The organism is Endozoicomonas numazuensis (assembly GCF_000722635.1).
In the GTDB taxonomy this organism is placed as follows: Bacteria; Pseudomonadota; Gammaproteobacteria; order Pseudomonadales; family Endozoicomonadaceae; genus Endozoicomonas_A; species Endozoicomonas_A numazuensis.
Genome location: NZ_JOKH01000005.1, coordinates 14,514 through 30,016, shown reverse-complemented (window position 1 = coordinate 30,016; position 15,503 = coordinate 14,514). Strand labels below are relative to the sequence as shown.

Sequence of the window (15,503 nt, the reverse complement as noted above, 5' to 3'; positions counted from 1 at the left end):
TCACTGATTAGTGAATATCCTGCCAGTACAGGCATTGAAAAGAAAAAGAGCATCAGAACAGAAATAATCTTTTCTCAAACAGGCAAAAAAAGATTATTTCTGTTGTATCGTTATTGCTTCATCATCATGCCGACCAGTTGCAGAACCTGCATCTCTGTCTGACAGATTTTCTGGAGGTCTTCCTGGGTCTCAATACTCATATCACCCAGCCGGTCATTCATTTCATCGAGCCCATGCCACTTTTCTGCTGCCATATCATCCGGGTAGGAAGCGACCAGCTTGTCATGGAGCCCCTGTTGTTTTTCCCAAAGCACACTCAACATAATGATTAGAATGGGAGGAGCCTGCCCTGTTAATGACCGAAGCTTGATATAGGTCCAGTACAACTGAGCAATTCGAAAAGTGCTGTTGCGTAGACACAAAAGGGATAGATAAGCTTCTTCCTGATCAGTCATGAAGTGTCTCCTCAGTCCTTATAGAACACCCAGAACTCGTCATCAGAAGACTGACTACTGTCTTCAGGCTTGAGCAATACTGCGGATGACGATGACTCCCCTGGCAACTATGAAATAGAAATGCAGCCTACCCATACTTTACTTATTATTGAGGATTTTCAGCCGTATTTTCAGAACCATAAACATTCAGAGAGTGATCCATAAATTCACTGTAACATGCTCTTCACAAATGCCCATAGTGAAAGAAAACTGTTTTCTTCTGGCAAGAGAGCTCGGAGAGAAAAGTCACCGTAACCGGATAAAATGTCCGGTTCAAAAAAAAGTTATCCACTTTTCCACAAAAAACCTGATCAACCCCTTGAATGAGCTGTGGATAAGTCAAAAATAGCCTTTAAGACCGGCTTTTCTGACAAGCTGATCAAAAAACAACCAGCTCATCGGTCGTCACCCATACCCAAAGGATGATGGATACAACTCTTTTCTCTTCCATCATTTCGGTCGAATGTTTGCTTCCTTAAGATTTTACTGCTGCTTGAGCACCACACCCGGTGATTGCCTGATCACTCGTCGAATACCCAACCAGCCGGATAAACCAATAAGCAAGGCACTGGCAACAGGAAGTGTAACCCAGAGCCAGATAGCAGGCTGCCAGGACAACTCAAACACCTGAGTATTCAACCACCAACTACAGAGTTCAGTGCCCAATACTGCAATCACTCCGGAGAATGCTCCCATGATGAAAAACTCTCCCACCTGCATGATCATGAGTTGTTTTCTGCTTCCACCCAGAGACCGAATCAGAGCCCCTTCACGCAGTCGTGTATCAAGGCTGGCTTCTATGGCGGATGCCAGCACCAGCAAACCCGCCAGCAACAGCGCAAGAAGCATAGCTTCCACTGCAAGAATGGATTGCTCAAGCATCACCTGAACCTGGCTGATAACGGCATCCATATCCAGCAGACTGATGGTTGGAAACTGTCTAACCAGCTCATTCAAAACCAAACGATCCTGCTGTGGCAGATAAAAACTGTTCAGCCAGGTGGCTGGCGAGTTTTTCAGAGAAGCTTCAGGCAAGATCATATAAAAGTTTGGCTGGAAGGACTCCCACTGGACTTCTCTGATGCTGGTCACTTCAGCATTCACCTCCGTGCCCGCAATCATAAACGTCAGCTCATCCCCCAGATTGATTCCCAGATGCTCAACAATCGACATCTCAATGGAAATCTCACCTGTATCTCCGGGTTGCCACCATTCACCCTCAACCATCTCACTTTCGGGTGCAGGCTGATCAGACCAGGTCATATTCAGCTCGCGATTCAGGGAGTTATGACTTCTCTGCTCTTCTGAAACCGCTTCTTTGGCTGGCTGCCCATTGATTTCAACAAGACGCCCCCGAACCATTGGATAGAGGGAAGTTCCATCAATACCATTGCTCTGTAAAAAGTTCTGAAAGGGCTTAACTTCTGCAGGCTGAATATTCACTGCAAAATAATTGGGGGTGTTCTCTGGCAACTGCTGCTGCCAGCGATCCAGCAAGTCCGTTCTTACCAACAGCACCAGTGCCATAGCCATAAACGTCAGAGTAAAAGCAATTAGCTGGGCAGAAGTTTGTCCCTGCTCTTGCACCAGTCGTTTCAGCCCGAGTCGCCAGGGCATAGGTACAGGCTGCTCAGAAAGACGTCGCTGTACCCTTGCCAGACCCGCCTTAATAGCCAATGTAATCAGTAATATGACAGCGGCCACTCCCAGGATAACTCCCACCGTCATCAATAACTGACCGGTGTGATACCAAAGCAAAGCCAGCATGGAAATGAATGACAGACCATAAACAGACCATACACCAGCCGCCGCCGGGGTCAGCTCTCGCCTCAGTACCCTCAGAGGAGTCACTTCTCGCAGCCTGAGCAGGGGAGCCAGACCAAAGCCAACTAATGTGATAATACCGGTCAGGCCACCCACTACCATAGGCATAGGACCTGCTTCAGGAAGCCAGGCAGGCAATACTCCGGCCAGTAGCTTGACGGCTCCTGCCTGTAACAGCCAGCCGATGATCACGCCAGGTACTGAAACAAGAACAGCAATCCAAAGCAACTCACCGATAAATACCTGCATGACCTGATTTTGCTGTGCACCCATACACCGCATCACCGCAATACCATCGAACCGTCGTTCAGCAAAACGGCGACTGGACATAGCAACAGCAATACCCGCCAGAAGCATGGCTGCAATACTTCCCAACCCCAAAAACTGTTTTAACAAGACGACAGAGCTACGAAGATCTTCACGATTTTCTTCGGCCAGACTCAGTTTCTCGCTGTCTGTCAGCAGAGGTTCAACACGGCTTCTGAAGCCGGTCAGTTCATCACCTTCACCTGCAATCAGAGTCTTCCAGTAAACTCGGCTACCGGGCTGAATAATCCCTGTTTCATCCAGATCATCCATGCTGAACATCAAACGAGGGGACAGACTGTAGAAACCGCTTCCCCGGTCGGTTTCCAGAGTAATCGCACGTGCTACCTTGAACTCAGCTTCTCCGAGAATCAAAGTGTCTCCCACTTCAACCCCCAGTAACGGAAACAGTCTGGGCTCAAGCCAGACTTCTCCTTTACCCGGCGTATCCTGAGCAACTTCATCCGCTTCAAAAGGCTGATCAGCGGTTCTCATATGACCACGCAAGGGATAATTACTGGTGACTGCCTTGGCTGACACCAGCTGCATCTCGTCCTTGGCCATAACCACTGAAGGAAACTCAAGAACCGTGGCCGTTTCGACTGGTTGACTGTCTATAAACTGATTCACCTCTTCTGACAGTCGCCTTGGACTGCTGATCACCAGATCAGCTCCCATGACCTCAGCAACCTGTCTACCGAGTGAAATCTGTAATCTTTCACTAAAAATAGCGATAGAGGTACTGACACTGACCGCCATCAAAAGAGATAGCATCAACAGCCATAACTCTCCTGACCGCCAGTCCCTGAGTAAAAATCGCCACGAGAGCAAAAGACTTCGATTCATTTTGCTTCTCCGGGACACACAGAACTATTTTCTGTCGATTTTTCTTCTTCCAATCGCCCCTGAGTCAATTTCAAGATTCGTTGACAACGCTGAGCTAACTGCAAATCATGAGTAACCAAAACCAGAGTCGTTTTGTTCTCCCGGTTCACTTCAAAGAGCAAATCGATAATACTCTCCCCGGTTTTCTCATCCAGATTGCCCGTCGGTTCATCGGCAAAAAGAATGTCTGGCTGCCCGGCAAACGCCCTGGCGATAGCCACCCGTTGCTGTTCTCCTCCAGACAACTGTCTGGGGTAATGCGTCAGTCTCTCGGACAACCCCACCCTTTCCAGCAGTGTTCTGGAGTGTGCCTGGGCATTGTTTTTTCCCGCCAGTTCCAGAGGCAACATCACATTTTCCAGAGCTGTCAGATTTGATAGCAGATGGAAAGACTGAAAGACAAAGCCAGTATGGTCAGCTCTCACCCGGGCTCTGGCATCTTCATCCAGATGATCAATTCTATTCCCGGCCAAGGCCACCTCACCATCAGAGGGCTGATCAAGCCCTGCCAGAATGCCTAACAAAGTTGACTTTCCGGACCCTGAAGTACCAATAATGGCAACAGACTCCCCGGACTTGATCTTGAGATCGAGTCCGGACAAGATGGTGAGCGAACCGCTCTGGGCTATTACTGTTTTACTCAGGGATTTCGCCGAAACGGCAATGGAGGATTCTGTGCCAGTCGTCATACGCAGTCATTTGCTGATGTTTAAATTAATAGTTATAGAGCCCTTTTTTTTATCACCTTTTTCATCATTAAAGGCGGTAAAGAAATTATTAATGAGCTCATGGCTTTTTATCGGATGCCTCATGGCGAGCTGGAGTGCATCCGCCGCTGCTGAGAAAACTCTGCTGGTTTATGGCGACAGCCTCAGTGCAGCTTATGGTATTGAAATTAATCAAGGCTGGGTTTATTTATTACAGCAAAAAATGCAACAAACCAACCCTGACTGGAAAGTAGTCAATGTCAGTATCAGCGGCGAAACGACTGCCGGAGGTTTAAGTCGACTCCAGCCCACTCTGGATAAATACCAGCCTGATCTCATGCTGTTGGAACTGGGTGCAAACGACGGGCTACGGGGTACTTCTTTAAACAGTACGAAACAGAATCTGGAAAAAATGATTCAAATGGCCCAAGCCAAAAAAATCAAAACTGTCCTGTTTGAAATGCAAATCCCTCCCAATTACGGGCCGCTTTACACTCGTAAATTTACACAAACTTTTCAGGAGCTGGGCAAAACCTACAACCTGACTGTTGTGCCCTTCTTTCTTGATGGTGTCGCTGGCAATAGCGATTTAAATCAGCCAGATGGTATCCACCCTGCAGCTAAGGCTCAGCCTAAACTTCTGGAAAATGTCTGGCCCACTCTCAAACCTTTGCTGAATTAATTTCCTTTAAAGGCTCTCAGTTTACTTTCAGAGTACTGAGAGTCTACAGCCTGTATAACTCAAAGTGGTTTTACGAGTTGTCGTATCTTTTCCGTTGTCACCGCTTCCAGAAAAGCCTCTCCCAACCGGGTACTCTCATCAATAACCTGTTTCCAGTATTTCACACGTTCATCAAAAGAAAAGCTTTTAAAATCGGTTCTGTCAGGAATTTTGCCAAAAGGAAGCTGACTCACAAATGATTCCGAAGGAGAAAGCAGTACCAGTTGGTCGCAGTGTTTAACAGATGGTTTACGCCACTTCAGACTTTTATCAAACCAGCCAGGCACCATTCGGTTATAAAAATGAGGGTAAAGAGTCAGCCCATCCCCTTGCGGAAAATCCATATCAAAATGGTAATCAGTGACACCACCATCTCTGTACACCCCTTTCGGAGCCCCTTCAATATCGTGAACCCCTTCCATCACTAAAGGAATAGAGCCTGAAGCCATAATAGCATCCAGAATATTCGCCTCAGATAAAGGCACCTTTTCTGTAGGAAGGTTATCCATTCCATAAAACGGAGCACTGGCTGTGGGATGATGAAACAGCATCCGTGTAAAAAAAGCGCCCAGTGTTTTTCGGCTGATTAAATTGCCAGTAGCTGCCAGACCTAACCCGGCCATCTGCTTCCAGCTTTTCTCACTCCTGGTAAGGCCTTTACTCTTAGCAGCGATGAGGTTAAATCTCATAATAGAATTGGAAACAATCTCGTTTGCCCCGGATTCTCCCAACATATCTTGAACCAGTATCCGACATTTTCTGCTGACTTCCTCAACATCGGGTTCAGCAGAGTATTCTGTCAGCAGGTAGCCCTGTTCAAATCGATGATGTGCCTCTAAAGCGTTTTTCTGAGCATAACAGCTAAAGCGCCAAGCTCCGGCTGAAGTACCCAGTAGGTTCAGTGGTTGCTCTCTATCGTTAAAGTACTCACTAATCAGTAATTTATCCAAGCCTGAAAGCACGAACCATTTAGGCCCACCAGAGGCTCCCAGCATCACATCAATACTGTCCTGGGGTAGACCTTCCTCACGTATTCTTGCCAGTGCTCTGGAACCGGCTCTGATCTCAAGTACATTACTCATTACTGAATATGCTCTAACAATATTTGTCGTATATCATCGGGAATCGGAGTGGCTTTCTCTGCTTCATAATCATAGTGAATCAGTACCGTTTTCCCTCGAGCAGCCAGCACATCTTTCTGCCAGGCTTCGTGATGAATATACATAGACGAATTACCCACCTTCTCCAGATAAGTTCTGATCTCGACATCAGATCCATACTTCAGCTGAGCGGTAAACTCTACTTCAATTCTGGCAATAATCAGTCGCCAGGTTTCAGTATCCAGCTCCGGTGAGAAGAGACGAAAAATTGGCTCTCTTGCCTGCTCAAACCATACGGGCAGAACCGTGTTATTAATATGCCCCAGGGCATCTGTTTCACAAAAACGAGGAGAAAGGGTATGCAGGAACATCGGTATTCTTCTTTATATTTGGCTGTCAGCATTAATGTTTAAACAGCTTCCTATGATGCCTGCATGGCTCAAAGATGCAAACGATCGTTTAAATAGCATATTCGGAGTCAGGTACTACTCAGAGTAAACAATACCCGGCGCCCATTTCAGCCATTCAGGCTTAGGCTTTTCTGCCAGCTCAAAAGCGGTTTCCGGGGCAACAGGCTCGGCTTGCTCGGGTGTTGCGAAAGCAATACCACCTGCCAGCAGAGCTTCAAGAGATTCTGTTCGAATTTTGGCACCACTGAACAAACCAAAATTGATATCAACACCACTGGCATTCCAGAATCGGCTTTTATCGGTCACCAGAGAAGCATAACGATCTTCAATATTGAGAAAAATAATAACCTTGTCAGCGGGGTTATCCAGCTTGAATCCAGTCACTACCCCTACAGGTATTTCCCGGTAATAGACCGGGTTGCCCGGTTTTATCGACCCCAACTGAGCACTGACCAGCCGAATTCGTAAACCTTCTGAACGAGGCTGATCATCAGGCGCTCTGCGATCTGCAACAAAGGATTCACGTTCTGCTGCGACTTCAGATGCAGAAGGAGAGACACCAATGTAGAGGCCCGTCAGCAAAGTCTCGAGATGAGCAGTATTCGTAAGCCCAAGTTTGGGTTTGACCAGCCAGAACCTGGAACCTGAACGTGCCAGCCATCCTGCCCCTTCCTTGAGCAGCACTCTGGCCTCAATAGCTTTTTTATTTGCATCCAGGTTCAGCTCTGTTACCCGCCCCATTTCCAAACCTTTGTACTTCAGTCGTGTACCTACCTGAAGGCCATCAGCCGACTCAAACAAGATGTGAATCACTTTTCCTGTCTCGCTGGCCCGGGCAACGTCGTCATATAAAACAAAACGGGTCTTATTCAGTACTTTTCCGGCATCGAGATCTGGCGTTTTAAAGGCAATTCCACCAGACAGCATAGAATTAAGAGTGCCTGCTCTGACCTTGAATCCCTGAAGGCTACCTTCAAGCGTCACACCACTGATATTCCAGAAGAGCGTGCTTTTATTCACAAGGTGCTGATATTTCGGTTTGATCAATATTTTGATTACTACGCCATCTTTTCCCAAAGTGTATGATTCCACTTCACCCACTGGCAGTTTTCTATAGAGAACAGGACTTCCCTGATTAAGACCTTCAAGAGAATCAGCTTTAAGTTCAAGGTGTAAGCCTGGAGACGAAGGAGAAGCAGGAGGCTTACTTCCCAAACCGGTAAACTGTGTTTCAGGCTCAGCTTTTTTCATATCAACCTGACTGACATCCATGGCGATATATCGGCCAGCCAAAAGTGTCTCCAGCCCGGTAATACCTTTCAAGTTAACCTCTGGTGCTACCACCCAGAAACGAGTACCTTTTACCAGAATGGGTTTGGCTTCAGGACGGATCACAGCCTCAGCAATGACCGCTGAGTAGTCTTCATTAAACGACGTATCCTTAATAACCCCTACTTCCATACCATGAAACAGTATTTTTGACTTTTCCTGCCCAAGAGCAACATCCATGGGAAACTCAATAGAAATACTGATACCCGCTTCTGCGGCATCATAATCACTGTACAAATGAAAGCGGGTGCCATCAGATGCTACCGGCTCTTCTTCCTCCCATTCAGGCGTATAGAGCGCCACCCCTCCCTGAATCATGGAAACCAGAGACTGTGTTCTGATCTTGAGATTGGTCAGACTACCGGAAATATCCACACCGCCTGCATTCCAGAATCGAGTATTCTTTCGTACCAAATGGCTGAATGCTGGTTTGATGTAGATATGAATGTCGACCATTTGATCATCCGGAGAAAGCGAATAACGAGCGATCTCTCCAATCTTGAGTCGACGGTAATAAACCGGGCTTCCCTCCTGAACGGAAGACAGCTCTTCTGCCTGAAGGATCAGGCTGAGTCCACCTTCCTGAATGCCTGGGGTGGGAGGCGATTTCAGTGCCGAGAATGATAGCTTTGCTTCACCCTTTTCAGAGGGTTTGAAGGCAATATAATTACCTGAAACCAGAGTATCCAGACCCGATACGCCTGCTACAGAGAGCTGAGGCTGAACCAGCCAGAACTGACTGTATTCTCTCAGGTAGCCTTCCATCTGCCGATCTATTTCCAGCTCTACATCAACACCTTCAAGATTTTCTGCCATGGTCATGCGGACGACTTTACCTATAGCCAATCCGTTGTAGCGCACTTCTGTTTTTCCTACCTTCATGCCTTTGGCACTGTCAAAATGCACATGCACTTCCAGACCATTTTGATAAAGGGTTCGCCAGATCAAAAAGACCACAATCATCAAGGCAATTACGGGCAACAGCCAGATAGCAGGAACACGACGGCGCTCTTTCAAGTTAGCGTTCACAGCCATCTTTTCATTATTCACTGTCGCTCTCCTTTCAGGCTGAACTTTCTTGACTGATCCCATAGCAATCTGGGATCAAAACTCATTGCCGCCCACATGGTCAGTACGACTACTGCCGCAAAAGCATAAGCAGCGGGCCCTGCCGTCACTGTGCCCAACTGACCAAATTGCACCAGTGCGACCAGAATGGAAATGATAAAAATATCCAGCATGGACCAACGCCCAATCCAGACAATCAAGCGATACAGTGCCGTCTGTCGATCTGGCTTCATTGCGCCTGAATGCACACAAGTCAGTAGCCATACCATGCCCAGAAGTTTCAACAGAGGCACCAGAATACTGGCAGTAAAAACCAGCAGGGCAATGGGGACCATACCCTGATGCATCAACTCCATTACACCAGACATAATGGTATCTGGTCTGCCTTGCTCAAACCGGCTTACGGTCATTATCGGCAGCATATTGGCGGGAATATAGAGCAGTGCAGCTGCCAGAGTCAGAGCCCAACACCGTGACAGACTGTCTTTTTTTCTTGAGCAAACTTTACTGCCGCAACGAGAACAACGGAGGTCTTCCGTCTGGCAAACCTTGTGGCAGTCCAGACATAGCTTTATCCCAAGATCCACGCCATTAGGTGTCAGACTGGATTGATCCGAATCGGGCTCAGTCATTCACCCTCTCCTAACATTTTCCAGATCTCATGCTCATTCAGGTTCAAGCTGATTATCAGTTCGCAGAGCATTAATCCGGCAAAGCAATACAAGCCCACTCCCGCCTGAACACTGGCCATATCGGCCAGTTTAATCACCGCCACCAGAGCCCCCAGAAAATAAATTTCCATCATGCCCCATTCTTTAAGATGGACATAAAGCCTGAGTAAGCTTCTGGACAGCCCTCGCCCCCAGCCTTTTATGGCGGCCACCATAACTTGAAGCAAAATCAAAAGGCGCAGCAGTGGAATCAAAATGGCAGACAGCAGGACTAACATAGAGATAGCACCATAACTTTCCTGATAAAGAGCAATAACCCCACCAAAAATAGTGCTTTGTTGCTCATTCCCCAAAATATCCATCGACAGGACAGGATAATAATTTGCCGGCAAAAACAAGAGTAAACCTGTGACCACCAATGCCAGGCAGCGCTGGATGCCTGCAGGCCGATGAGACTCCAATACACAGCTGCACCGGGGGCATACAGCCTGCTGTCGATAAGCCGGATCTTTGCCAAAGACCGGAGCTTTCAACATCAGGTCACAATCAGGGCAAAGCCTGACTTCTGAGCACAAAATAGTTTCTTTTTTAACCATATAGGTATATCTGGGGAAGAAACTGAACAAAATCTGCCATATAATCTGCCAGTGAATTTTAGGAGGCTGACCTAGAATAGACAGCTCGGCCTAAAACTCAGAAAGAATGGTCTATTTTTCCGATGAATTTGTTTAAACAGGTCGACTATTCATACTCATTCATCGAAAAAGTAGCCTCGTTCTACTGAATTTTATGATCGAGCACTATTCTAGGTCAGCCTCTGGCTGTTCTGGTTGCCTTCTCTCTTTATCGGCAGCACGGACCAGTACTACGCCCCACAGCCCCACTCCCGAAGACAGTCTGATGACTGCAGTGACAAAGCAGAGGGGCGTAATTAACAGATATGCAATGTTTCAAGAGGTTTAGGTATGCTTCCCGTTGAGCGTCGAGAGCACATTCTGGCTTACGTTGAGGAAAAAGGCTGTGCCAACATCGAAGAGATGGCGGAGAGATTCGATGTTTCTCAGATGACCATTCGTCGCGATATACGCACCCTGGAGCAGGAAGACAAACTGCGCGTTACCTATGGCGGTGCGGTATCCAAGAGCTTCCTAATGGAAGATATTCCCTATGAAAAGAAGAATGCCGTCAACATAGAAGAAAAGAAATCTATTGCCTACGAAGCCCTCAAGCTGGTTAAAGAAGGTCAGATTGTTCTTTTAGACGCTGGTACCAGTACAATGGCTCTGGCCAAGTTGATGATGCGTATGAAAGTTACCGTCATTACTCCAGACTTGAAAATTGCGCTGCAACTGTCTGACTCTTCAACCGCCAAGGTATATACAACCGGCGGTCTGGTAAGCGCGATCACCAAAGCGCACTGTGATACAACAGCCCTGTCTTTTATGGACAGCATTAATGCTGATATTACTTTTCTGGCGACCAATAGCTGGAGCCTTGAGCACGGCATGACGACAGCATCTACTGATCATTACTATATCCGTCGCAAAATGGTAGATCGCGCTACACGCAGTGTTCTGCTGGCAGATTCCAGCAAATTTGGTGCATCCAGTATGAAGACCATTTGCCAGCTGGACGAACTGGACACCATTATCACTGACAGTCGCTTTGATGATGAGAACCTCACAGCCATCAGAAACGCTGGCGGTAATATTATTCGTTCCTGATTATGACAAACTGTCATCGCACTTCCTTCTGGTGTGATGACAGGCTCCTCCCTGCAACCAGATTACGAGTTGCGACCGAGCATAAAGCCCAGTAGAACGAGTTAGCCTTTTCACTGGATTTGAGCAATTAGCTCACCTATTTGAACAAATTCAGTGCAAAAGATAGCCGTTCTTTCTGGACTTGGGGGCGGGTTGTCTATTCTCGTTTAATCTCTCAGACGCCATGCTCTAAACTCATCGTTGTGAATTAGACTGAATCCAGCCAGATGTTGCAGTGAGTAATGAAACCTCTGATTTGTATTCCAATGGGTGACCCAGCCGGTATCGGTCCGGAAATACTGGCAAAGGCAGTTTCAACCAACGACTTCTCAAACATCTGTCGATTGTTAGTTGTCGGCTATGTGCATATTCTTCAGCAAGCCATCTCGGTCTGTCATTTGCCTCTTACCCTCAAACTCATCCGCTCTTGCGAAGAGTTTGAAGCTCATCCAGGCATACTCAATATCATTGAACCAGAACCCCCACCCCAAACTATTGAGATCGGCATTGTTTCAGCGGCAGCTGGAAAGATGGCCTACGACTGTCTTTTGCTTTCTACACAGCTTGCCGTTGCCAAGCACGTCCAAGCACTTGTGACTCCCCCCATTAACAAGATGTCCCTGAACGCAGCAAGTATCCAACAGACCGGGCATACAGAAATTCTTGCCCACCTGACAGATACCCAAAACCCACTGACTCTGTTTCAGGTTGCTGGTCTGAAAGTGTTTTTCCTTTCACGACACCTGTCACTCAGGTCAGCCTGTGACTATGTTACCCGAAACAATCTGATTCAATGCGCCGGTAGAGCTATTGAAGCCCTAAGATCCCTTGGCGTTGAAGCCCCCCATCTGGCCATTGCAGGATTGAACCCTCATTGCAGTGATAAAGGACTGTTTGGATACGAAGAACAGAAAGAAATTGAACCTGCTGTCTATGAGCTGCAGCAACTGGGGCTGAACGTGTCTGGCCCCTTGCCGGCTGATTCAGTGTTCCATCAGGCACTGAATGGTCAGTATGATGCAGTGCTCTCGCTTTATCACGATCAGGGGCATATCGCGACAAAGATGGTGGACTTCCATAAAACCATTTCCATTACCTGTGGCTTGCCCTTTTTAAGAACTTCTGTCGATCACGGCACAGCCTACGACATTGCCGGAAAAGGAATAGCGTCTGCTGTCAGCATGACTGAAGCGATAAAAGTCGCAATCAGTTACCTTTCCAAGGCAGGTACTTCTATTCCCTGACATCCAACTTTTCACCCGCAGTTCCAGGCGTGAAAAAAGAACATTGAGATAACATCATCAGGTATACCCACCCATGTCAGCAAATGCCCTGGAAACCATTAAATTTTTCTTCCACATAAACTGGATATTTTCTATTTTGTTTCACTCTGGCCAGATAATGTTCGACAAATTCCGGGGATCCACCAGACCCCTTTCTCTTCCCAGGTAACTGGCCGTTGGCAGTGCCTGGGTACCAAAAGACATACCGTTTACGGTAAAGGTCAAACTGTACTGCTTTTGATGTTGAAAATACTCAGACCAGAGCTTTTGAATAAGACAAGGATATTGTTCGAAGCTGGACAGGCACTAACTAACATAATTTCAGCCTGTCTGTTTAATTGCCCATGGTTTACTAATCAGACTGGAAAGGTTAGTTAATTTTTTACTGACCGTTAAAAAATCGCATCAATTCATTCAGGATTCAGCAGCAATCTAATTAAAAATCGTACTTGAATTTTAAATAGTAATTATCACTGCGATAATCCGATTTCTGAACGCGGCTATAACCGACAGATAAAGTGAAAGTATCACTCTTGCGATAATCCAGATTCAGAGTACCTTCGAGGCTGTTTCGCTCAGGATCAGCACCCTGTGTTGTAAAAGATTGAGAACCAATCAGATACTTGGATGTGGTTTCCAGCTTCTGGCCTTTAAGATCGTGCCAGAACATCAATTGTAAACTGGGTTCCAGCTCAGCACACCGGAACGTCCAGCTTCTTTTTACCAGCAGACCGGCGCCCAACTCAATCTTCTGGATACTGCTGCTTTCAACGGCCTGAGCCAGACTTGTTGTTCCGGCATCTTCTTCCTGATAACTGTCTGAATGGAGGTAGGTATAGTTAAGCCCCAACATAGGCTCCAGCGTATATTCCAGCCATTGCAGACTTTTACCCGTCAGTATCTGGAAGCCAGCGATCTGGCTGTCATAAGAGGCTTTTAAAGGCGTATCAAAAAAACCATCGATGTATCGCGTGCGATCGTGCTTTGAAAAACCAAGGTTGGCAATACCATCCACAAACCAGCCTTTGTGCTGCCAGGAACCATAAAGACTGAGTTGATAGTTGTTAGCCTGGGCAGAATCGCTTGAATGATGTTTTCTGGTATCTGAGGTTACCAGGGTAATGGCACCTCCATAGATCCATTCATCCCACTCTTTTTCAAGACCCAATGTGATTCCACTAACATCCAGCTCATACCCAAGAATCCGATCATCGGTACTGTTTTTGGAGTCTTTCTTATGAGCATCTGATTTCAATAGCTGAAACCAGAACCCTCGATTCTCCACACTGTCACCAAAGCTGATTGATCTCAGTCTGTGAGAAACCTGCCGCATCACTTTTCTTCTGGCGATATCATCTACTTCCAGGGCCATGCCACCATTGATTCTGCTCTCTCTGGCCAGCTTAACCAGACTCACGGCCTCCTCTCTGGGAATACTGGCAATCAGGTTATAGAGCGGCTGCGCTTCGTCAATTAAAGCCTGGTCCGAAGACCCCAGCATTTCAACAACTCGACCAAGCAGACTCGAGAGAGCATCTTCCGAACCCTCACCACCGCCAGCCTGATCAATGGTCTCTTCAATCACACTGGGAGGTCTGGCAGTCACCTTAACTTCCAGAACATTATTGGCACCCGGATTGACTTTTTCTTCCAGGGTAATCAAAGGGCTGACATAGATCTGAATATTTTGTTCTGTCTCTGAAGACAGTCCTCCATCAATCTGAATGACTTTGTAAGTAGCAGGAGACTGTTCATTCAATAAGTCGGTATACGCTTTGCCAGTTGGAAATATTTGAATAGCGGGTGAAGTCCCAAAGCTGGCTTGCCCGGTCACCACAACAGGCACCGTTGTAGTCGCATTTTCAGGCAAAGAAATAACCAGACGTCCGGTGCCAGATTGCTGAATATCCACTTCCAGAGTCTGTTGAGTGGTGGAGTCATTGCCCACTTTCAATGGCCCCCTTACATGCAAATCAGGGAGCTCCGTACTGGAGCCTTGGGAAACACTCCCCTTGAGAGCAGGAATATCATTCACTTCTTTATCTTCATCATAAATAATGATCTGCTCCACACTCAGAATATCGTCGACTTCCCCCCCTCTCAATTCGACAATATCGACAATATTAGCCGTGCTTGTGCCCACAATATCACCGTCAATGCGGCCATCATGTACCTGAAGCAAAAGTCGGTTGCTGGCATTACTAAAATCAATGGCTGTACCGCTTTGACCTGTTATTTCCCCTGAGCTGCTGATCCAGGAAAAATCACTTAGCCCACCATTATCCTGAGCAACAATCGCTATATTACCGGTCAGCCTGGCATTAACCCCCACTTCAATAACGCCAGTAGCAGGCTCTCGTAATCGAATGGCAGCGCCATTGGCAGAGTAAACCTCTCCCTCAAGCCGCATAATGCCAAAGTTGACCGCCAGGGGATTCCCCGCATCAGGATCCTGACCACCATCAATCAGAATACCATCTGCCTGCCCATCCCCCCTTATCTTGCCTTTTGTTCCCAGCCAGAGAAGAAAACCTGAGCTCTTGCCAATATATCGAACGGCTGACTTGGCATTGCCCTGGGTATCCGGATTTAAAACCAACCCCTCAATCAACAGCACACTTTTGCTGGAAGGGTTTCGAATTTCAATCGCTGTTTCATCCTCAGGTTCTGCCTGGATAATATTGTTCAGCTCGATGGTTTCACTGCTGGTCACTACCCGCTTGGAATAGGCACTCTGACTCGTCATACCGATTACGGCAGAGATAGCAACCGCCAGACCTGTTTTACAAGAATTAAACCTCGAAAGAGTGCTGCGCTTTCCTGACTTCCTGTCTTTTCTCATGGCCTCTGATTCCATTCATAGCTACCGGATTAGGGAAATATCGACCTCTTGATATATCCATTTACAAAAGTCCGTCTTTTTTCTTCCGATTTTTTTTCTT

At 47.0% G+C, this 15,503-nt stretch carries 12 protein-coding genes; 3 read left to right on the top strand and 9 right to left on the bottom strand.

Annotated elements, in window-relative coordinates; genetic code table 11:
- Window positions 1-110: 110 nt before the first annotated feature.
- From GZ78_RS19060 to GZ78_RS19050, 3 genes are all read right to left on the bottom strand, one after another.
- A complete protein-coding gene (locus tag GZ78_RS19060) occupies window positions 111-455 on the bottom strand; it encodes a hypothetical protein (RefSeq protein WP_034839740.1) in 345 nt (114 codons plus the stop codon).
- A 522-nt stretch (window positions 456-977) separates the two neighbouring features.
- Complete coding sequence (locus GZ78_RS19055; RefSeq protein WP_034839737.1) at window positions 978-3,470, bottom strand: ABC transporter permease; 2,493 nt, start codon at window positions 3,468-3,470, stop codon at window positions 978-980.
- Window positions 3,467-4,198, bottom strand: a complete 732-nt coding sequence (locus tag GZ78_RS19050) for an ABC transporter ATP-binding protein (protein WP_051786350.1) — start codon at window positions 4,196-4,198, stop codon at window positions 3,467-3,469. Before GZ78_RS19050 ends, GZ78_RS19055 begins: the two co-directional genes overlap by 4 nt.
- A gap of 91 nt (window positions 4,199-4,289) precedes the next feature.
- Between GZ78_RS19050 and GZ78_RS19045 the strand changes: the two genes are divergently transcribed.
- Entirely contained in the window at window positions 4,290-4,898 is a 609-nt protein-coding gene (locus GZ78_RS19045; protein WP_236631621.1) for an arylesterase, read from the top strand.
- Between the two features lie 59 nt (window positions 4,899-4,957).
- Here the strand turns inward: GZ78_RS19045 and GZ78_RS19040 are convergent, their stop codons facing one another.
- The 5 genes from GZ78_RS19040 to GZ78_RS19020 all read right to left on the bottom strand — a co-directional run bounded on the left by GZ78_RS19040 (window position 4,958) and on the right by GZ78_RS19020 (window position 10,111).
- On the bottom strand, window positions 4,958-6,019 hold the full coding sequence (locus GZ78_RS19040; protein WP_034839734.1) for a patatin-like phospholipase domain-containing protein: 1,062 nt from the start codon (window positions 6,017-6,019) through the stop codon (window positions 4,958-4,960).
- Window positions 6,019-6,408 (bottom strand): acyl-CoA thioesterase, encoded by a 390-nt coding sequence (locus tag GZ78_RS29065; protein ID WP_034839732.1) that lies wholly within the window; start codon window positions 6,406-6,408, stop codon window positions 6,019-6,021. Before GZ78_RS29065 ends, GZ78_RS19040 begins: the two co-directional genes overlap by 1 nt.
- A gap of 114 nt (window positions 6,409-6,522) precedes the next feature.
- Window positions 6,523-8,826, bottom strand: a complete 2,304-nt coding sequence (locus tag GZ78_RS19030) for a PqiB family protein (protein ID WP_051786349.1) — start codon at window positions 8,824-8,826, stop codon at window positions 6,523-6,525.
- A complete protein-coding gene (locus GZ78_RS19025; protein WP_051786348.1) occupies window positions 8,823-9,476 on the bottom strand; it encodes a paraquat-inducible protein A in 654 nt (217 codons plus the stop codon). Before GZ78_RS19025 ends, GZ78_RS19030 begins: the two co-directional genes overlap by 4 nt.
- Window positions 9,473-10,111, bottom strand: a complete 639-nt coding sequence (locus GZ78_RS19020; protein WP_034839729.1) for a paraquat-inducible protein A — start codon at window positions 10,109-10,111, stop codon at window positions 9,473-9,475. The genes GZ78_RS19025 and GZ78_RS19020 overlap by 4 nt, the downstream gene beginning before the upstream one ends.
- A gap of 369 nt (window positions 10,112-10,480) precedes the next feature.
- Between GZ78_RS19020 and GZ78_RS19015 the strand changes: the two genes are divergently transcribed.
- On the top strand, window positions 10,481-11,239 hold the full coding sequence (locus GZ78_RS19015; RefSeq protein ID WP_051786347.1) for a DeoR/GlpR family DNA-binding transcription regulator: 759 nt from the start codon (window positions 10,481-10,483) through the stop codon (window positions 11,237-11,239).
- Between the two features lie 281 nt (window positions 11,240-11,520).
- Window positions 11,521-12,522, top strand: coding sequence for a 4-hydroxythreonine-4-phosphate dehydrogenase PdxA (gene pdxA, locus GZ78_RS19010; protein WP_034839727.1), 1,002 nt, complete (start codon window positions 11,521-11,523; stop codon window positions 12,520-12,522).
- Window positions 12,523-12,997: 475 nt separating this feature from the next.
- Here pdxA and GZ78_RS19005 read toward each other — a convergent pair whose 3' ends face one another.
- Window positions 12,998-15,403: an autotransporter family protein gene (locus GZ78_RS19005; protein WP_161787433.1), complete on the bottom strand. Its 2,406-nt coding sequence runs from the start codon at window positions 15,401-15,403 to the stop codon at window positions 12,998-13,000.
- Between the last annotated feature and the right edge of the window lie 100 nt (window positions 15,404-15,503).